15 protein-coding genes and 1 tRNA gene are annotated in these 18,979 nt (G+C 39.9%); 2 read left to right on the top strand and 14 right to left on the bottom strand.

Annotation, left to right across the window (positions count from 1 at the left end; translation table 11 throughout):
• Positions 1 to 106: 106 nt before the first annotated feature.
• Complete coding sequence (locus ACOKFG_RS07425; protein ID WP_422862122.1) at positions 107 to 2,320, top strand: polyribonucleotide nucleotidyltransferase; 2,214 nt, start codon at positions 107 to 109, stop codon at positions 2,318 to 2,320.
• A 159-nt stretch (positions 2,321 to 2,479) separates the two neighbouring features.
• Positions 2,480 to 3,343: a sigma-70 family RNA polymerase sigma factor gene (locus ACOKFG_RS07420; protein WP_055393867.1), complete on the top strand. Its 864-nt coding sequence runs from the start codon at positions 2,480 to 2,482 to the stop codon at positions 3,341 to 3,343.
• Between the two features lie 208 nt (positions 3,344 to 3,551).
• Here ACOKFG_RS07420 and ACOKFG_RS07415 read toward each other — a convergent pair whose 3' ends face one another.
• The 14 genes from ACOKFG_RS07415 to ACOKFG_RS07350 all read right to left on the bottom strand — a co-directional run bounded on the left by ACOKFG_RS07415 (position 3,552) and on the right by ACOKFG_RS07350 (position 18,968).
• The gene (locus ACOKFG_RS07415) at positions 3,552 to 4,088 is read right to left on the bottom strand and encodes a conjugal transfer protein TraO (RefSeq protein ID WP_422862121.1); all 537 of its coding nucleotides are present in this window, start codon (positions 4,086 to 4,088) and stop codon (positions 3,552 to 3,554) included.
• A gap of 213 nt (positions 4,089 to 4,301) precedes the next feature.
• Positions 4,302 to 4,375, bottom strand: a tRNA-Arg gene (locus ACOKFG_RS07410).
• Between the two features lie 13 nt (positions 4,376 to 4,388).
• Entirely contained in the window at positions 4,389 to 4,841 is a 453-nt protein-coding gene (locus ACOKFG_RS07405) for a GatB/YqeY domain-containing protein (protein WP_298794473.1), read from the bottom strand.
• A 102-nt stretch (positions 4,842 to 4,943) separates the two neighbouring features.
• Positions 4,944 to 6,905: a cell division protein FtsZ gene (gene ftsZ, locus ACOKFG_RS07400; protein ID WP_298794471.1), complete on the bottom strand. Its 1,962-nt coding sequence runs from the start codon at positions 6,903 to 6,905 to the stop codon at positions 4,944 to 4,946.
• Positions 6,906 to 6,936: 31 nt separating this feature from the next.
• Positions 6,937 to 8,262: a cell division protein FtsA gene (gene ftsA / locus ACOKFG_RS07395; RefSeq protein WP_299488227.1), complete on the bottom strand. Its 1,326-nt coding sequence runs from the start codon at positions 8,260 to 8,262 to the stop codon at positions 6,937 to 6,939.
• A gap of 3 nt (positions 8,263 to 8,265) precedes the next feature.
• Positions 8,266 to 8,985, bottom strand: coding sequence for a cell division protein FtsQ/DivIB (locus tag ACOKFG_RS07390; RefSeq protein ID WP_298794468.1), 720 nt, complete (start codon positions 8,983 to 8,985; stop codon positions 8,266 to 8,268).
• On the bottom strand, positions 8,975 to 10,327 hold the full coding sequence (gene murC, locus ACOKFG_RS07385; RefSeq protein ID WP_299488230.1) for a UDP-N-acetylmuramate--L-alanine ligase: 1,353 nt from the start codon (positions 10,325 to 10,327) through the stop codon (positions 8,975 to 8,977). The genes ACOKFG_RS07390 and murC overlap by 11 nt, the downstream gene beginning before the upstream one ends.
• Positions 10,324 to 11,412: an undecaprenyldiphospho-muramoylpentapeptide beta-N-acetylglucosaminyltransferase gene (murG, locus tag ACOKFG_RS07380; protein ID WP_299488233.1), complete on the bottom strand. Its 1,089-nt coding sequence runs from the start codon at positions 11,410 to 11,412 to the stop codon at positions 10,324 to 10,326. Before murG ends, murC begins: the two co-directional genes overlap by 4 nt.
• On the bottom strand, positions 11,399 to 12,607 hold the full coding sequence (locus tag ACOKFG_RS07375; protein ID WP_422862120.1) for an FtsW/RodA/SpoVE family cell cycle protein: 1,209 nt from the start codon (positions 12,605 to 12,607) through the stop codon (positions 11,399 to 11,401). Before ACOKFG_RS07375 ends, murG begins: the two co-directional genes overlap by 14 nt.
• An 11-nt stretch (positions 12,608 to 12,618) precedes the next feature.
• Entirely contained in the window at positions 12,619 to 13,953 is a 1,335-nt protein-coding gene (murD, locus tag ACOKFG_RS07370; protein ID WP_298794459.1) for a UDP-N-acetylmuramoyl-L-alanine--D-glutamate ligase, read from the bottom strand.
• Complete coding sequence (gene mraY / locus ACOKFG_RS07365) at positions 13,953 to 15,173, bottom strand: phospho-N-acetylmuramoyl-pentapeptide-transferase (RefSeq protein WP_298794457.1); 1,221 nt, start codon at positions 15,171 to 15,173, stop codon at positions 13,953 to 13,955. The genes murD and mraY overlap by 1 nt, the downstream gene beginning before the upstream one ends.
• An 8-nt stretch (positions 15,174 to 15,181) precedes the next feature.
• Positions 15,182 to 16,645: a UDP-N-acetylmuramoyl-L-alanyl-D-glutamate--2,6-diaminopimelate ligase gene (locus ACOKFG_RS07360; RefSeq protein WP_298794455.1), complete on the bottom strand. Its 1,464-nt coding sequence runs from the start codon at positions 16,643 to 16,645 to the stop codon at positions 15,182 to 15,184.
• Positions 16,642 to 18,651, bottom strand: coding sequence for a penicillin-binding protein (locus ACOKFG_RS07355; protein WP_298794453.1), 2,010 nt, complete (start codon positions 18,649 to 18,651; stop codon positions 16,642 to 16,644). The genes ACOKFG_RS07360 and ACOKFG_RS07355 overlap by 4 nt, the downstream gene beginning before the upstream one ends.
• The gene (locus ACOKFG_RS07350; protein ID WP_298794451.1) at positions 18,651 to 18,968 is read right to left on the bottom strand and encodes an FtsL-like putative cell division protein; all 318 of its coding nucleotides are present in this window, start codon (positions 18,966 to 18,968) and stop codon (positions 18,651 to 18,653) included. The genes ACOKFG_RS07355 and ACOKFG_RS07350 overlap by 1 nt, the downstream gene beginning before the upstream one ends.
• Between the last annotated feature and the right edge of the window lie 11 nt (positions 18,969 to 18,979).

Below are 18,979 nucleotides of genomic sequence, written 5' to 3'. Positions count from 1 at the left end.
GTCAGTGCCCTTGGCACACACAACAACAACACAACCCGACCGTCCGGATGGCGGTAGACCAAATGTTTAACGACCCACATCAATTTTAGTGGGTAAGATTTATTTTATGATTCCAAAAACTTTTAAAGAGGTCATTGACCTCGGTGACGGTAGGGAAATTTCTATCGAAACCGGAAAATTGGCAAAACAGGCCCATGGTTCTGTTGTTGTCCAATCGGGCAAGTGTATGTTATTATGTACAGTTGTTTCCAATTACAAACAAAGCGATGTTGATTTTTTACCGCTTACAGTTGATTATCGCGAGAAATTTGCCGCTGCAGGACGCTATCCAGGTGGTTTCTTCAAACGAGAAGCAAGACCAAGTGACGGTGAAGTATTGACCATGCGTTTAGTGGATAGGGTACTAAGACCTTTATTCCCTAAAGATTATCATGCCGAAACACAGGTAATGATTCAATTAATGTCTCATGACGAGAATGTAATGCCTGATGCTATGGCCGGACTTGCCGCTTCCGCTGCAATCCAACTTTCAGATTTTCCATTTGAATGTGCCATTTCAGAAGCCAGAGTCGGCCGTGTAAATGGTGAATTCGTTATCAACCCAACCAGAGAGCAATTAAAAGAATCCGATATTGATATGATGATCGGTGCCTCAGCAGATTCTGTAATGATGGTTGAAGGAGAAATGGATGAGATTTCCGAAGAGGAAATGACCGAAGCTATTAAATTTGCACATGAAGCCATTAAAGTACAATGTGCCGCACAAATAAAATTGGCCGAAGCTTTTGGCAAGAAAGAAGTACGAGAGTACGAACCTGAGAGAGAAGATGAAGATCTAGCCAAAAAAATACATGACCTTACCTATGATAAGGTTTATGCTGTGGCCAAGGCTGGCTCAGCTAAGCATGAACGAAGTGCTGCCTTTGATGCTATTAAAGAAGAAATAAAAGCTACCTTTTCTGAAGAAGAACTGGAAGATTTTGGTGATTTAGTTACTAAATACTTCTATAAAGCAGAAAAAGCGGCCGTAAGGGATTTAACCCTTAATGATGGTTTGCGCCTTGATGGTAGAAAAACTGATGAAATCAGGCCAATTTGGTGTGAAGTTGATTATTTACCATCTGTGCACGGTTCTTCTATCTTTACAAGGGGTGAAACTCAGGCTTTAGCTACTGTAACTCTTGGAACATCCAGAGAAGCTAACCAGATAGACATGCCTTCCTACGAAGGTGAAGAAACTTTCTATTTGCACTACAACTTCCCTCCTTTTTCAACAGGAGAAGCCCGACCAATCCGTGGTACTTCACGAAGAGAAGTAGGTCACGGTAACTTGGCCCAACGTGCTTTAAAAGGAATGATTCCTGAAGATTGTCCTTATACTGTAAGAGTTGTTTCCGAGGTATTGGAATCCAACGGTTCATCTTCTATGGCAACAGTTTGTTCTGGTACCATGGCGTTGATGGATGCCGGTGTTCAGTTGAAAAAACCTGTTTCAGGTATTGCCATGGGATTGATCTCCGATGCAGATTCCGGTAAATATGCTGTTTTATCCGATATTTTGGGTGATGAAGATCACTTGGGAGATATGGACTTTAAAGTGACAGGTACTGCAGATGGTATCACTGCGTGTCAAATGGATATCAAGGTAAAAGGCTTATCCTATGAAATATTGGTAAAAGCTTTGATGCAAGCCAAAGATGGTCGTTTGCATATACTAAAACACCTTACTGATACAATTGAGTCCCCTCGTGCAGACGTTAAGTCTTACGCTCCAAAAATTGTTACTAAAATTATTCCTGGCGAATATATCGGTGCAGTAATTGGTTCCGGAGGAAAAGTGATTCAAGAATTACAAAAAGAGACCAATACCACAATTGTGATCAACGAAGATCCAGATACTGAAGAAGGTATTGTGGAAATTTTAGGTACAGGACAAGAAGGTATCGATGCTGTTATTGCGAAAATCGATGCCCTAATGTTCAAACCGGAAGTTGGTAGCGTTTACGAAGTAAAAGTAATTAAGATGCTTGACTTTGGTGCTGTAGTAGAATATGTTGAGGCACCAGGCAATGAAGTACTGCTTCATGTATCCGAATTGGCATGGGAACGCACAGAAAATGTATCCGATGTTGTGAACATGGGTGATGTTTTTGATGTGAAATATTTTGGTCTTGATCCAAGAACCAGAAAAGAAAAAGTTTCTAGAAAAGCGCTTTTACCAAAACCTGAAGGTTATGTAGAGCGTCCACCAAGAAACAATGACAGAAGAGGCGGAGACCGCAGAGGTGGTAATCGTGATAGAAAACCAAGAAGAGACTAAATCTTAGTCAATTCGTTGAAATTAAAGGCTCCAAGCACTGCTTGGGGCCTTTTTTACAACAAAAAATCAAGAAATCTTTATCAAAATGTAACTTTTTGCATTTTCCAACGTATAACTTAATGAGCTCCGGTTCACAAATTTAATTTGAAGGGAAAATAAATGAGACAGTTAAAGATTACAAAACAGGTTACCAATAGGGAAACCGCTTCGTTGGACAAATATTTACAGGAAATCGGTAAAGTGGACTTGATCACTGCCGATGAAGAAGTAGAATTGGCACAGCGAATTAAAGCGGGAGACCAGATAGCCTTAGAAAAATTAACTAAAGCCAACCTCAGATTTGTGGTTTCTGTTGCAAAACAGTATCAAAACCAGGGATTGACCCTTCCTGATTTAATCAATGAAGGAAACTTGGGATTAATCAAGGCCGCACAACGTTTTGATGAAACCCGTGGATTTAAATTTATTTCATATGCTGTTTGGTGGATTCGTCAATCTATTCTTCAAGCTTTGGCCGAGCAATCTCGTATTGTTCGTTTGCCCTTGAACAAGATTGGTTCCATTAACAAAATCAACAAGACTTTTGCTTTCTTGGAGCAAGCTCATGAGCGAATTCCTTCTGCTGAAGAAATTGCCAAGGAATTGGACATGACCGTTGAAGACGTAAAACAGTCCTTGAAAAACTCAGGTAGACACGTATCCATGGATGCACCATTGATTGATGGTGAGGATTCCAACTTGTATGATGTATTGCGAAGTGGAGAGTCGCCAAATCCAGATAAAGATTTGTTGCACGAATCTTTACGTACGGAGATTGAGCGAGCTTTGGAAACATTAACACCAAGAGAAGCAGATGTTATCCGCCTTTACTTTGGTTTAGCGGGTCAACATTCAATGACTTTGGAAGAAATTGGTGAAACTTTCGACTTAACAAGAGAACGTGTTCGTCAAATAAAGGAAAAAGCAATCAGAAGGTTGAAACATACCTCTAGAAGCAAAATATTAAAGACTTATTTGGGATAATCATAAGATTATCCGCACAAATTACAGTTAAACAAACCTTAAATTTGTTTTTTGGCAAGAAAGTTGTAATTTGTAATCCTACAACAGTTTATCATGACTGTTCGTTTTTTGATTGATGAATAAACTCCGGCTGATTACCGGAGTTTTTTCATTTATACACTCAAGTATCCCTGTAAAAAAAATTGACACTATTCCACTTCAGGTGATATTACTTTAGATAAAGACGAATTCCTGCGCCCAATAAGAGCATAGATTTATCAACCTTACTGTTAAAATGATACATCCCTTCCACTGGAACAATCAGTGACAAGGAGTCGGTAAGAAAAAAGTCCAGTTCAAAAGAAGCAAAAACACCATATACAAAACCACTTTCAGGAATTTGAACCTCAAACAAAACCTCGGGCTTACCCTCATTAATCTTCTCGTAACCTGCTGTGGCTCCTCCTCCAAAGAAAATGGAAAAGCCCCTGTTCGGCCAGGTCAATATGGTTGTGAAATAACCTAGACTCAACAAATAGTCCTCATAGGGGTACTCAACAGTGGAATCTGGCTGTTCTTTAGCAAAAGAAGCCACTAGAGACAAGTGGTAGTAATCTGTTACGGTATGATAGTAATTGGCACTAAAATCCAATCCATAGCCATTAGCCCTATATTTCGGTGTTAAACCGAAGGATAAATCACTTCTTTGCGAAAGTGCTTGTTGGATTGAAAAAATGGCCAAAACAGCAATAATAGCTCTCCTCATTTAAAAATAGACTATGTACGTAAATTTTTCTGTGAGCTAGGGTCAGATGCTCAATGAGGTTGAAGTAAATTTTGATACATCCATATCAGATGTACACTCATACTGTTTAACAATATTAACGAAAATAAAACTAAGCTTTGTGATAAGAGAATATTTTAAAATATTTCCAATAAAAAAAACGCTCAAGTTTACTTGAGCGTTTTTCAATGGTTGTGACCACGGTAGGATTCAAACCTACGACCGCTGGAGCCGAAATCCAGTGCTCTATTCAGCTGAGCTACGTGGCCTTATTTTCTTTTATTATGAACTTAATTTTGTCCGTACTATGGTGGATATCGTTTTTCCATCGGCTTGACCCGCCAATTCTTTTGAAACAATTCCCATTACCTTACCCATATCTTGCATTCCTGAAGCTCCAATAGAATCGATGGTCTGTATCACCACTTTTTCAATTTCTTCTTCAGTAAGTTGTTCTGGCAAAAACTTTTCAATTACCGCCACTTGGGCTAATTCTGGTGCCGCTAGATCTTCTCTCCCTTGCTCTGTGAAAATGGATGCGCTGTCCTTACGTTGTTTTACCAATTTCTGAACCAGTTTTACTTCATCCTCTTCCGACAGCTCTCCACCCCCGCCTTTATCAGTCTTAGCCAATAAAATTGCAGATTTAATAGCTCGCAAAGATTCCAAAGCCACAGTATCCTTAGCTTTCATGGCCGTTTTCATCTCTGTCATTACTTGATCTTGCAAACTCATTTTCTCTATATTTTGGGCTGCGAAGATAAAAAATAAACCCGAAAGTCTCTTAACTAACGGGTTTAGGTTTTCCATTAAAAAATGGAGTCAATTTAAACACTACTAATCAACATTATCGTGCAAAAAAGAGTTGTTGGAACGCAACTGCAAATCATCATTGCTATCCTCACTCAAAGTTGTCCTTGATACTTTTTGTTCTTGCGGAGCATCATTCAAATCAACCCCTTGTCTCTTGTAAGCAGGCTGCTTCTCTATTTCATCGATACTATTTCTATTGTTCTGAAATTTGTAATTGAAATTCTTAAGCTTCTTTCTGCGCTCGTCAGCTCTATCTTTCAGCATATCACTAATAGAACTGTTAAAAGGGTCAACATTACCTGAAGTATCTTCACTGGTTGCAGAAGCTTCTGTTTTTATGGTCTTCTTTTCGAAAACCAATTCATCCTCCACTATTTTGGGTTCATGGGTCTCAGCTACTGATCTAGCACCTGTCAGCTGTGTTTCCAACTCCATGTACTCCTCGAGGTCATAGCGTGTTTCACCTTCCTTTTTATATTCTAGAACGGGCTTTACCTCAACATATTCATTTACATCAATATCCTTTACACTATCATCCAAATTAAAGGTGATCGTGTGCTCTTTTTCCTCTTCTTCTTTGGTATTGTTAGTATTCAATGGCATATCAAAGCTCAAAGCAAACTGGTCCTCAGCAGCAGCTTCAGGAGAAACAACCTCAGGTTCTACAACTTCAATGTCATTTAAAATATGCTTGGCTTCAATGATTACAAAATCATCTTCCACATTTTCCGGAACTACTTCTTCATAAAAAACATTGAAGTTTTTGATGTAATTGGTAGTAGGGATAAGTTCAGATTCTGGCGCTTCGGGTTTTGCCTCTTCTGGTTCTTCCATTTCAAGGGTATGCCGAACGACCGTCGGCTCTGGATCGGCTGGAGCTTTCTCAATATTGATTTCCTGCACTGCAGTAGTTTCAGCAGTCAATTCCTGCTCCGCAGTCTGCTCATCTTCCAGGGTATAAAAAACCTTTTTGGTTTCGGTGTTTACAATCTCATCCTGTTGGTCCACATTAAAACCTGTAGCTATAACGGTTACAGAAATTGCATCACCCAAGTTTTCATCTTCTCCAACACCCATAATAATGTTGGCTCCGTGGCCAGCTTCTATCTGAATATGGTCGTTGATTTCACCGATTTCATCAATGGTAATTTCCTGTGTTCCCGAAACAATAAGTAAGAGTACATTTTTTGCTCCGTAGATCTTGTTATCGTTCAACAATGGCGAATCCAAAGCTTTTGCTATGGCCTCACCTGCCCTTGCAGAACCGGATGCGGTAGATGACCCCATAATTGCGGTCCCACTATTGGAAAGCACCGTTTTTGCATCTCTCAGGTCAATATTTTGCGTATAGTGATGGGTTATTACTTCGGCAATACCTCTTGCTGCGGTTGCCAACACTTCATCCGCTTTGGAAAATCCGGCTTTGAACCCCAAATTACCGTAAACCTCCCTTAGCTTATTGTTGTTTATTACTATCAGTGAATCTACATTAGCCCGTAACTTTTCGATTCCTGCTTGTGCCTGCTTATTCCGCATTGCACCTTCAAATTGGAAAGGTATGGTTACGATACCGACGGTAAGAATATCCATTTCTCTGGCCGCTTTGGCTATGACGGGAGCTGCACCTGTTCCTGTTCCTCCGCCCATACCCGCAGTGATAAAGACCATTTTGGTAGTATGCTCAAGCATTACCTTAATGTCTTCCGCACTCTCTAGTGCTGCTTGTTCGCCAACTTCTGGATTGGCCCCAGCGCCTAGTCCTTCGGTCAATGAAACTCCCAATTGAATTTTATTGGGAACAGCGCTATTCTGTAACGCTTGTGCATCTGTATTGCAGATTACAAAATCCACTCCGTTAATACCGGCCTGGAACATGTGATTGATGGCATTGCTACCACCACCTCCTACGCCAATCACTTTTATTACGTTGCTTTTGTTCTTTGGAAGGTCAAAAGCAATATTGTCAAATTCGGTGCTCTTACTCATGACAGTTTTCTGTTTGTTATTTATGGGGTTATTATTCTGCATTGTCTAAAAAATCCTTCAATTTCTCAGACCATTTATCAAAAATTGATTTTCTAGGTACTGTCTGCGTACGTACAGATTGACCTGCTGTGCTTTCCTGTCCTACCAATACTTCCTCTTCTACCTGCTCCTCTTCACTTTCCAACACACTACCGGCCTTGGTTTCCAAAGCATTCATTAAAAGTCCTACCGCTGTTGCATATAATGGACTTGCTACTTCTTCGTCTGAATCTCCTGCCAAATGTTCATTGGGGTAACCAATACGGGTGTCCATTCCTGTGATGTACTCCACCAATTGTTTTAGGTGATTCAATTGACTACCTCCACCGGTTAGAACAATTCCTGCAATCAGCTTTTTCTTCTGATCTTCGTGTCCGTAGTTTTTGATTTCAACGTATACCTGCTCTATAATCTCAACTACTCGTGCGTGAATTATTTTTGACAGATTCTTCAACGTTATCTCTTTTGGCTCCCTGCCTCTTAATCCGGGAATAGAAACAATCTCATTATCCCTGTTTTCTCCAGGCCAGGCTGAACCAAATTTTATCTTTAAAAGCTCGGCTTGCTTCTCAATAATGGAGCAACCTTCTTTGATATCTTCGGTAATTACGTTACCTCCAAATGGAATCACCGAAGTGTGACGGATTATTCCATCTTTAAAAATGGCCAAATCCGTAGTTCCACCACCTATATCTATCAAAGCTACTCCCGCTTCTTTTTCTTCTTGACTTAAAACTGCTTCTGCCGACGCCAAGGGTTCCAAAGTGATATTTCCAAGGTTGAGTCCTGCGCTTTTAATGCATCGCCCAATATTTTTGATAGAGGAAACTTGTCCTACCACCACATGGAAGTTGGCTTCCAAGCGACCGCCGTACATTCCTTTGGGCTCTTTAATTTCTGATTGACCGTCTACCTTATACTCTTGTGGCAATACATGGATAATTTCTTCTCCCGGAAGCATCACCAACTTGTATACCTGGTTGCACAACTTTTCCAGGTCATCATCGTTAATTACTTCCTCAGAATTTGGTCTGGTTATGTAGTCGCTATGTTGAAGACTTCGGATATGTTGGCCCGCTATACCAACAACTACAGAGCCAATTTTTAATCCTGCATCCACTTCTGCTTGCTCAACAGCTTGTTGGATAGAGGAAATGGTTTGGGTTATATTATTAACCACCCCTCGGTGAACGCCCAAACTTTTAGACTTCCCTGTTCCTAAAATCTCAATTTTACCGTATTCATTTTCCCTTCCAATGATCGCTACGATCTTTGTAGTTCCAATGTCCAACCCAACTGAATATTTACCTTGTTCCATATTTTAAATTTTGGTACAAACCACTTGATTGTCAAATTCCAAACTCACAACAGCGTATTTCTCCAAAGAATTATCCTTGGTTGCTTTTGCATAAAACGCCATAAAATTTTTGAACTTCTCATTAAGGTTTTCAACTCCTCCTAAATTCACCACAAAGTTTTCCAAACGAAACTTGAGCTGATATTTTCCTTCTTCCTCAATATGAATGCCAATAACATTTTTTCGCAAAAAATCATCCTCATTGATATAATTGAGAATGGTATAGGCGTCTTCCAAGGTTTTACCCGTGATTTCGCCGGTAATAATGGGAACCCTTGCCGAATGATTGTTGGAAAGTGGCATACGCTTTCCTAAATCATCTAAATAAAATTTAGAGACTCCCTCTATTCTCCCAATCGGTTTACGCTGAACAATCTTAGATATAAGTTCTCCATTTATAGTAAGATAGACCTGGGCATTTTTCACCATATCGTTGGACAGAATTACCTCCTCTATGGTATTCAAAGCTAACTGTTCTTTAGACCTATTTTTTAAGGGGCCATAATTTTGTATTAACAATTTATTAACTGAGGTTTCGGTTAAATATAAACTGTTGTCTCCCAAAAAATTAATGGATATATCTGTTACTTTTTTCTGTTTGCTTCTGTAGTCGGCAAAGCCATATAGTCCACCTATGGCCACACCTAAGAAGGCTAATTTGATGTAATTCCAATTAATTCGCATAAGCCAATTCTTTTTTGATTTTTGGCACTTCTAATCCTATATCCCCAGCTCCCATGGTGACCAAAACTCCCGTTTTACAATGCTTTATTTCTTTTATTAAATTCTCTTTTGAAACCAATTTCTTTTTCGGGTTATCTATTTTCCCCAATAACCAAGTGGATGTAATACCTTCAATGGGGTTTTCACGTGCCGGATATATCTCCATCAACAAAATGGTATCGAACTTTGAAAGACTGGATGCAAAGTCATCAGCAAAATCCTTTGTTCTTGAAAATAAATGGGGTTGAAAAATTACCGTCACCTCCTCGTCCGGATGCATCTCCCTCACCGCATCATAAACGGCATTAATTTCTGTTGGATGGTGGGCATAATCATCAATAAACACAAAATCCTTTTCCTTCAATTGGTACGAAAACCTGCGCTGTACGCCTTTAAATGTACCCAAAGCTTTGGCTAGGCGGTGGGGTGGGGTCCCTGTTTGCACCGCCATGGCAAAAGCAGCTAATCCATTCAGCAGATTGTGCCTTCCAGGCTTATTAAAACGAACTTGTTTCAACACTTCTGAAGGCGTGATCAAATCAAATATGTAGGTACCACGTTCAATTAAAATGTTTTCTATACGATAATCGGCATCTTCCCCAATACCGTAGGTATATCCAGACAAAGGCAATCCATTCCGCACAAAAAGGACTCCTTCGGGTTTTATTTTCTTGGTGAAATCGACAAAGGATTTCTGTAGTGCTTCATCATTTCCATAAATATCCAAATGATCTGCATCCATAGATGTCACACAAGCAACATTCGGTGATAATTGTAAAAAAGAACGGTCAAATTCGTCAGCCTCCACCACAGAGTATTCGGTTCCTTCGAGTACAAAGTTGCTATTGAAATCTTCCGAAATACCACCCAAAAATGCGGTTATTGGAGTACCGGTTTCCTTAAGGATATGTGCCAAAATACATGACGTGGTGGTCTTACCATGGGTTCCTGCAACCGCAAAGCAGAAGGTATCCTTCGTAATTATCCCCAGAACTTCAGAGCGTTTTTTTACCTCAAAGCCATTTTTTCGGAAAAATTGCAATTGCGAATGCGATTCAGGTACAGCTGGAGTATAAACCACCAAGGTATTTTCAACATCTTTGAAAGATTCGGGAATCAAACTCAATTGATCCTCAAAATGAACATCTATCCCATTTTCCACCAACTCGTCAGTAATTGGGGTTTGGGTTTTATCGTAGCCCATTACCTTCTTACCCACAAAATTGAAATAGCGCGCTAAAGCGGACATACCTATCCCTCCAATACCAATAAAGAAGACGTTATGTATATCCTTTACATTCACGATAATAATTTTTCTATTTCATCAACAATATGCTCCGTAGCTTTTGGCAAGGCCAATTTTTTGATATTGATTCCCAACGAATTTTGCATGCTATTGGAATTCATCAATTCCGAAAAGGTTTCTTCAAACTTTTCGTCCAGTTGGTTTTCTTTTAACAATATGGCTGCCTCCTTATTCACTAAAGCCTTTGCATTTTTCGTCTGATGGTCTTCCGTCACATTGGGTGAAGGGATGAAAATTACAGGCTTTCCAACTAAACAAAGCTCGGATACCGAACCGGCTCCCGCTCTTGAAATAATAATATCAGCGGCTGCATAAGCATAATCCATTTTGTTTAGAAATGCCTTTACTGCAATGTTCTCAGAATCGAACTTTTTATACTCATCATAATAAAGTTTTCCACATTGCCATAGAAGCTGAATGCCCTTCTGACCAAAGAACCCTAGTTCTTTTGCAATTAGTTGGTTGATTCGTCTGGCACCAAGACTTCCTCCAATAATCAAAACGGTTTTCTTGTTTGCGTCTAATCCAAAAAACTGGATGGCAGCCACTCTATCAACATTAAGGTTGACCAAATCGGAACGTACCGGATTCCCCGTCTTAATTATTTTTTCCTTTGGAAAAAACTTCTCCATGTTGTCATAGGCAACGCATATAGCGTCTGCCTTTCCAGCCAACAGCTTATTTGTTATTCCCGCATAGGAGTTTTGTTCTTGAAGCACACAGGGCACCCGGGAAACCGCGGCCATACGCAGTAATGGACCGCTAGCAAATCCTCCGGTGCCAATAGCCACATCGGGTCGAAACCTTTTTACTATGTTGCGTGCTCTCAACAAACTACTTATTAGTTTTATTGGAAACATGAGATTTTTCAATGTCAGCTTCCGTTGTAATCCACTTATCCACAAGCCTTCAATTTTATAACCTGCCTGTGGTACTTTTTCCATTTCCATTTTATCCTTTGCTCCTACGAACAAAAACTCCGCTTGTGGATGTCTTTTTTTTAGTTCGTTAGCTATGGCGATCGCCGGATAAATATGTCCTCCTGTACCTCCTCCAGAAAATATAAATCTATAATTGTCCACTTAATACTTCTAAAGGATTGGTTTCGTCTATATCGTAGGATTCCTCCTCTAAATTTTCTTTTCTATTGCTCGCACTCAATACAATTCCAATCGCCATGCAGGTCATCCAAATGGATGTCCCTCCCATACTAATCAGGGGCAACGGTTGCCCTGTTACCGGAAACAATTGGACCACCACCGCCATATTAATAAAGGCTTGAAAAACAATGGGCAGTCCAACACCTATTACCAGTAATTTTGAAAAAACTGTTTTTGCTGAATTCGCTACAACCACTATCCGAAAAAGCAATAGCAGATAGAAAAATAGCAATGCACCTCCTCCCAGCAATCCATATTCTTCAATAATAATGGCAAAAATGAAATCGGATGTACTTTGGGAAAGCATGTTCTTGATTACACTCTTTCCTGCGCCTTTGCCTACAACTCCACCTTCTGCTATGGCAATCTTTGCCAAGGTCAATTGATGCAGATCGTCTTTCCCTGCTTTTTCAGGACTCCAAAAGGTTTCAATTCTTGATTTCCACGTTGTTGCCCTCTGCCCTGGAATTACCTCAGGGGTCTTAAACACCACGAACAAAAACATCGAAGCCAGAACAAGACCTGCTCCAACTATACTGAACAAATATTTTAAGGGGTACCCTCCTAAGAAGCAGAGCACCAATACTAAAAAGCAGATAATGGCTGCTGTCGAAAAGTTTTCAGGTAAAATCAACAAGACTACTAGGGCAGTTGGCAACCAAAGCGGCAAAATACTTTCCTTGAAAGTAATGGCTACATCCTTGACTTTCGTCAGGTAACGCGCAATCCAAATCATCAATACTACCGAAGCCAGTGTTGACGTTTGAAAGTTGACACCAACAAAGGGAATCTTAATCCACCTATTTGCCGTTACTCCACCAATTTTAGTCTCCACAGTCAGTGTGTATGCCAAGAGAATCAACACAATGGGCAAGGCAATGATAGAAAGTCCCTTAAAATAGTGTGTTGGTATCCGATGGACCGCATAGATGATTCCAAAACCTAAAAACAAGAGTATGGCATGCTTTACTATATGTCCAATAGTTGTACCATCGTCATTTACGTACACCAAATTGGTGCTGGCACTATATACTGGCAAAAATGAGAAAAGCGCCAATAGGGCCACTACGCCCCAAATAGCTTTATCACCTTTCAAATTTTTAAAAACCGCCAACATGGTATTTTTATTTATAGATTTTTGACTGCTGTCTTAAATTGATTTCCTCTATCCTCATAATTTTCAAAAAGGTCGAAACTTGCACATGCTGGTGAAAGCAATACAGAATCTCCTCTTTCAGAGATTTTGTAGGCAACTTTAATAGCCTCCTCCATGGAATATGTCTCGACCATTAAGTCGATTACGTTACCAAAGGCATCCTTTAATTTGGTGTTGTCCATTCCCAAACAGATAATTGCTTTTACTTTTTCACGAACCAAGGGCATCAACTCGGAATAATCGTTCCCTTTGTCAACTCCTCCAGCAATCCAAACGATAGGTTTTTTAATGCCGTCTAGTGCATAATATGTTGCGTTAACGTTGGTTGCTTTAGAATCGTTTACGTATTCTACGTGATTTATCTTCAGTACCTGCTCCAATCGATGCGGGACACCTTGGAATGTCTGGATGCTGTTACGGATAGTTTCCTTTCTCACGTTTACCAAAAGTGCAGCCAATCCCGCGGCCATGGTATTTTTTACGTTGTGCTGCCCTTGAAGGGCCAAAATATCTGTACTCATTTCCAAGGTTTTATGTTCTACGTTCATTTTTATTATTTCATTTTCGAGCCAAGCTCCCTGTTCTTGCTTTTCCCTTAAGGAAAATGGAACTAATTTGGATTGAACTGGGTGCTTTTTAAGCCAGTCTTGAATTACTTCATCATCGGCATCATAAATCAGATAGTCATTTCCATCTTGATTCATGGCAATTCGAAATTTCGAAGCGATATATTTCTCAAACAGATAGTCATATCGGTCTAAATGATCAGGTGTAATGTTGGTCAAAATGGCTATGTGTGGTTTGAAATCCACAATACCATCCAATTGAAAACTGCTTATTTCCAACACATACTGGTCAAAATCTTGTTCAGCCACCATTTTAGCATAGCTATCACCAATATTTCCAGCCATTCCCACATTTATTCCGCCATCTTTTAACAAATGATGGGTCAACATGGTCGTGGTGGTCTTTCCATTGCTTCCGGTAATGCCGATTAAAACTGCATTGGTATATTCTGATGCAAACTCAATTTCAGAAATCACTGGAATGCTTTTTTCAACCAGTTTTTGCACCAAGGGTACTTTATCTGGAATTCCCGGGCTTTTCATTACCACATCGGCATTTAGAATCTTGGATTCGGTATGTTTACCTGATTCCCATTCAATCTCAAAATGTTCAAGAACGTTGCTGTACTTTTCTTTTACCTCTCCTTTGTCTGAAACAAAGACTTCAAATCCTTCATTTTTGCCTAAAATGGCTGTTCCGACGCCGCTTTCACCTCCCCCAAGTACTACCAAGCGAGCCATTATCTAATCTTAAGCGTCACAATACTGACAATGGCCAATAGAATACCTATAATCCAAAACCGTGTGACTATTTTGCTCTCGTGATATAATTTCTTTTGAAAATGATGGTGCAGGGGAGCCATCAAAAACAATCGTTTCCCTTCACCATATTTCCTTTTGGTTCTTTTGAAATAGCTGACCTGTAGCATTACCGATAGTGTCTCAGCAAAGAAGATTCCGCACAATAATGGAATCAACAATTCTTTGCGGACTATTATGGCTATCACGGCAATAATTCCACCGATTGTAAGACTTCCCGTATCGCCCATAAACACCTGCGCCGGATACGCGTTATACCAAAGGAATCCTACCAAGGCACCCACAAATGCAGCTAAAAAGACTACAAGTTCTTCTACTCTTGGCAGGTAGAAAATGTCCAAATAGTCCGAAAATTGAATATTACCTGATACCCAGGCAAATATTGCCAATGCCATGGCTATTATGGCCGACGAACCGGCTGCTAAACCATCAATACCATCGGTTAAATTAGCGCCGTTGGACACCGCGGTAATGATAAAAATCACCACAGGAATAAAAATCAACCATGCGTAGTCGGTCATTCCATCGCCCGCCCAAGAAATCCAATCGGCATAATCAAGCTCATTATCCTTCATGAAAGGCACATTGGTTTTCACCGCCTTCGTTTCCTGTCCAAAAACTTCTACTACCCTAAAATCCTCGGTAATTCGAGTAGTATCTTTTTCTTTGATAGTCACCTGAGGATGGAAATACAAAACTGACCCTACAATCAAGCCCAATCCCACTTGACCCATTATTTTGAATCGACCTTTTAGACCTTCTTTATCTTTCTTAAAGATTTTTATGTAATCATCGATAAAGCCAATGATACCCATCCAAATGGTGGTAATAATCAAAAGAATGACATAAATGTTCTTGATATCAGCAAACAATAGCACAGGTAAAAGTGTTGATATGATAATAATCAACCCTCCCATCGTAGGGGTGCCCGCTTTTTGTTTTTGGCCTTCCAAACCTAAATCCCGAATACTCTCACCTATCTGTTTTTTTTGTAGGAAGAGAATTATTCGTTTACCGTATACCATTGCAATTAAAAGAGATAGCAATACTGCCATGGCCGCCCTAAAGGTCATGAATCCGAAAAGGCTTGCCCCTGGCAATTGGTATTGTTTCTCTAAAAAATCGAACAAGTAGTATAACATGGGTTACCTTATTTGTTTAAATCAGCCAAAGCCGCTTTTACTTCTTTAAAATCATCAAAGTCCACACGAACCCCATTTGTTTCCTGATAGGTTTCATGTCCCTTGCCCGCCACCAAAATGATGTCATTGGCCAAAGCCAATTTACAGGCGGTCTTTATCGCCTGTTTTCTATTTTCAATGGACAGAATTTTTTTGGTATTGTGAGCTTCTACCCCGGCTTCCATTTCTTCAATAATCGCGGAAGGTGATTCCGTTCGTGGATTATCGGAGGTAAAAATGGCCTGATTGCTCATTTCAGATGCGATATGACCCATAACCGGACGCTTAGACTTATCACGGTCACCACCACACCCCACTACGGTGATGACGTTTTCATTTCCAGTCCTCAATGCATTGATAGTTATCAACACATTTTTTAGCGCGTCCGGAGTATGGGCATAATCAACAATTGCCGTTATTTTCTCTTTTGATATATGATATTGGAACCTACCATCAACATTCTCTAATTCACTGATAAGTTGAAGGGTCTCCATTTTTTCAAGCCCTAAAACATCTGCAGTGGCATAAATGGCCAATAGGTTATAGGCATTGAAATCTCCAATCAGTTTTGTCCAAAGCTCGTTTTCATCAACCTTTAATAGTTGCCCGTTGAACTGTTTTTCCAAGATTTGAGCTCGATAATCCGCATAAGATTTTAGAGCATATGTGAGCTTTTTGGCTTTTGTGTTTTGCAACATTACCAACCCATTCTTATCGTCGATATTGGTTAGAGCAAAAGCTGTTTTCGGTAGGTCGTCAAACAGTTTTTTCTTGGTATCCCGATATTCTGCAAAGGTTTTATGATAGTCTAAATGGTCATGGGAGAGGTTGGTAAAAATGGCACCTTCAAAATGAAGACTTTCCGATCTTTTTTGATGTATTCCATGTGAGCTTACTTCCATAAAACAAAACTCCACCCCTTCTTCATTCATTTGGGAGAGATACTGATTAATAGTAAGTACATCTGGTGTGGTGTGAGTTGCAGGATACTCTGTATCATCTACCATCACCTTTATAGTGGAAATCAATCCTACTTTAAACCCTGCTTTCTTAAACAAACGGTACAATAAGGTGCTAACCGTTGTTTTGCCATTTGTACCTGTAATGCCAACAAGCTTTAAGTTTCTTGAAGGGTTATCGTAGAAGTTGGCCGCGATGGTCGCCAAAGCACTATTGCAATTTGGGACTTTTAAATAGGTAACTCCATTCACCAAAATATCTGGAAGTTCTTCACATACTACCGCTTTTGCCCCTAATTCGATAGCCTTTTCAATGTATTTATGTCCATCAGTTGTTAAACCTCGAATGGCAACAAAAACATCATCCATTTCAACTTTTCTGGAATCGAAATGGACATTTTTCACCATAACGTTGGTATCTCCGCTAACAGCAGCAAGGCTCACCTTATATAATATGTCCTTTAACAACCTCATGAAAGTTCCAGTACAATTTTTTTGACTTGATCAATATTTGTGCCCTGATCTACCGATTGTTTTCTAACCTTTCCGTTTCCCTTTACTTCAACTCGTATTCCCAGATTTTCTAACAGAGAAACCGCATCCATTCCACACATTCCCTGAACATTTGGAACTTGTTTGTGGTTCATCTGAACTTTTGCATAATACCTCTCGTAATTTTCCTCTAACTCCTTATCATTCAAGGCCTTGCCCTCAACTTCGTCCACCATTGGAGATGTTGTGTAAATCTTTTGCGCCATGGATTTGAAAACCGGTCCAGAAACGTCTGCTCCATAATAACCTACGCTTTTATCAGGTTCATGAATGACCACGATACATGAGTATTTTGGATTGTCTGCAGGGAAATAACCAGCAAAAGACGAGATATATGCCATTTTATCTGGGTCTTTTGCTACATAATTCTTTTGCGTGGTGCCCGTCTTTCCGGCCATGGAAAAACTCTTGGAATATAGTCCGTTGCCTGTCCCATAGTCCTTTTCCACCACATCTTTAAGCAATTGTTGGACCTTATTAACGGTTTCTTTTGAGCAGATGGAAGGGTTTAAGACTTCCTTATCAAATTTCTCCAAGATTTTGCTCCCTTCACGCACAGCTTTTATCAATCTAGGTTTTACATATTCCCCATCATTGGCTATGGCATTATAAAATGCTAGGGTTTGCATTGGCGTAAGAGATACTTCGTAGCCATGTGACATCCATCCTAATGAAATACCAGACCAACCCTTATCGCCAGGATAACGAATAACCGGTTTTCCTTCTCCGATTATAGGTAACTCTAATTTTTTATGAAGTCCCATATTCATCAAGCGATTGACAAACTTCTCTGGGGTTTCTTTATAATTTTCGTGGATAATCTTCGCGAAAGCGGTATTGGAAGAGACAGCGAAAGCATGGGAAGCAGAGATTTTACCGTACCCTCCCCATTTTGAGTCTTTGACCACCCTATCATAGATTCGATATCTTCCTTTTTCAGTATCGATTACGGTACTGGTATCTATTACTTTATCTTCAAGAGCGGCCACCATGGACATCAGCTTAAAGGTAGAGCCGGGTTCATGGGATTCACCAACAGCATAATTCAGCTTTTCATAATACTTTCCTTCAGAGGTGCGGCCCAAATTGGAAATTGCCTTGATTTCACCAGTTGCCGTTTCCATCACAACAACACAACCATGATCTGCATTGTATTTTTCAAGTTGCGCCAATAGTTCGTGATGTGCTATATCTTGAATATTGATGTCGATAGTTGAAACAACATCCAATCCATCTTGAGGCTCAACAATATTATCAAGACCAACAGGTTTCCACTGCCCTTTGGCTATTTTCTGCTTCAACCGTTTTCCTTCTTTCCCCCTTAAGTACTGTTCTCCGAAAGCACCGTCAAGCCCCACTCTTGTATAATATCCGTTTTCATCTACACGTTCGTATCCAATACTTCTAGCCGCCATTTTACCCAAAGGATATTCCCTTACCACACGATGGGTTTCAATGAATCCACCTTTATATGGACCTAATTTGAATAATGGGAATTGCTTGATTCGGACATAGTCCAAATAATCTACATTTCTTGCTACCAGTTTATAACGATTGCTATTGGCTCTAGCTTTTCTGAAAAGCTGTCTGTAGTATGACGAGGGCTTATTAAAAAGGAATCCCAATGAATCAGATAAGGCAGCTACGTTATTTTGAAAGTTTTCTTCTGAAACGGTCTTGGCATCAAATCTAATCTCATACTTTGGAACTGAGGCAGCCAATAAACTGCCATCATCGGAATATAAATTTCCGCGATTAGGTTCGATAGTGAACATTTTCTCAGTGTTGTTCAACGCCAACTCCTTATAATCTTCACCCTTGATCATCTGGATATCCACTAGTTTCACCACAACACAAATAGCGAAGACCAGCAGACCCCCTGCCACCAGGTAAAGTCTGTTCATGATATTTTTTTCAGTAATCGCCACTACTTATTGGATTTGACCTTAATTTTTTGCGGGGGAATTTTCGATGGTTTCAGTCCTTCTACAGCAACTGTATGACGCAAGGTTGATTCCAATTTCATTTGCTGAACCCTGGAGCGGTGTTCAAAGAACTCACTCTTCAGTTTTCTTACTTCTTCGCTCAAAGCGGCTATTTCGTGCACTTTTTTATCGGCATTATGACTACTGGAAATCATCATTGCTGCCAGAAAAGAAGCAAACAGCAAAAACATCCAGTTTTTGGGAGCGTCTCCGCTCACCAAAAACTTTCCTTTTAATAGATCCAGTATTCCCTTTTTCATTTTTGTGTTCG

This window comes from Flagellimonas rhodophyticola (assembly GCF_049332665.1).
GTDB lineage: Bacteria > Bacteroidota > Bacteroidia > Flavobacteriales > Flavobacteriaceae > Flagellimonas.
This window is presented reverse-complemented; position numbering and strand designations above follow the sequence as displayed.

Coding starts and splice junctions, on each gene's coding strand:
- ACOKFG_RS07405 (WP_298794473.1), bottom strand. CDS start 4,841: ATGAGTTTGCAAGATCAAGTAATGACAGAGATGAAAACGGCCATGAAA.
- ACOKFG_RS07350 (WP_298794451.1), bottom strand. CDS start 18,968: ATGAAAAAGGGAATACTGGATCTATTAAAAGGAAAGTTTTTGGTGAGC.
- ACOKFG_RS07425 (WP_422862122.1), top strand. CDS start 107: ATGATTCCAAAAACTTTTAAAGAGGTCATTGACCTCGGTGACGGTAGG.
- mraY (WP_298794457.1), bottom strand. CDS start 15,173: ATGTTATACTACTTGTTCGATTTTTTAGAGAAACAATACCAATTGCCA.
- ACOKFG_RS07415 (WP_422862121.1), bottom strand. CDS start 4,088: ATGAGGAGAGCTATTATTGCTGTTTTGGCCATTTTTTCAATCCAACAA.
- ACOKFG_RS07390 (WP_298794468.1), bottom strand. CDS start 8,985: ATGCGAATTAATTGGAATTACATCAAATTAGCCTTCTTAGGTGTGGCC.
- ACOKFG_RS07375 (WP_422862120.1), bottom strand. CDS start 12,607: ATGTTGGCGGTTTTTAAAAATTTGAAAGGTGATAAAGCTATTTGGGGC.
- ftsZ (WP_298794471.1), bottom strand. CDS start 6,905: ATGAGTAAGAGCACCGAATTTGACAATATTGCTTTTGACCTTCCAAAG.
- ACOKFG_RS07360 (WP_298794455.1), bottom strand. CDS start 16,645: ATGAGGTTGTTAAAGGACATATTATATAAGGTGAGCCTTGCTGCTGTT.
- ACOKFG_RS07420 (WP_055393867.1), top strand. CDS start 2,480: ATGAGACAGTTAAAGATTACAAAACAGGTTACCAATAGGGAAACCGCT.
- murD (WP_298794459.1), bottom strand. CDS start 13,953: ATGGCTCGCTTGGTAGTACTTGGGGGAGGTGAAAGCGGCGTCGGAACA.
- ftsA (WP_299488227.1), bottom strand. CDS start 8,262: ATGGAACAAGGTAAATATTCAGTTGGGTTGGACATTGGAACTACAAAG.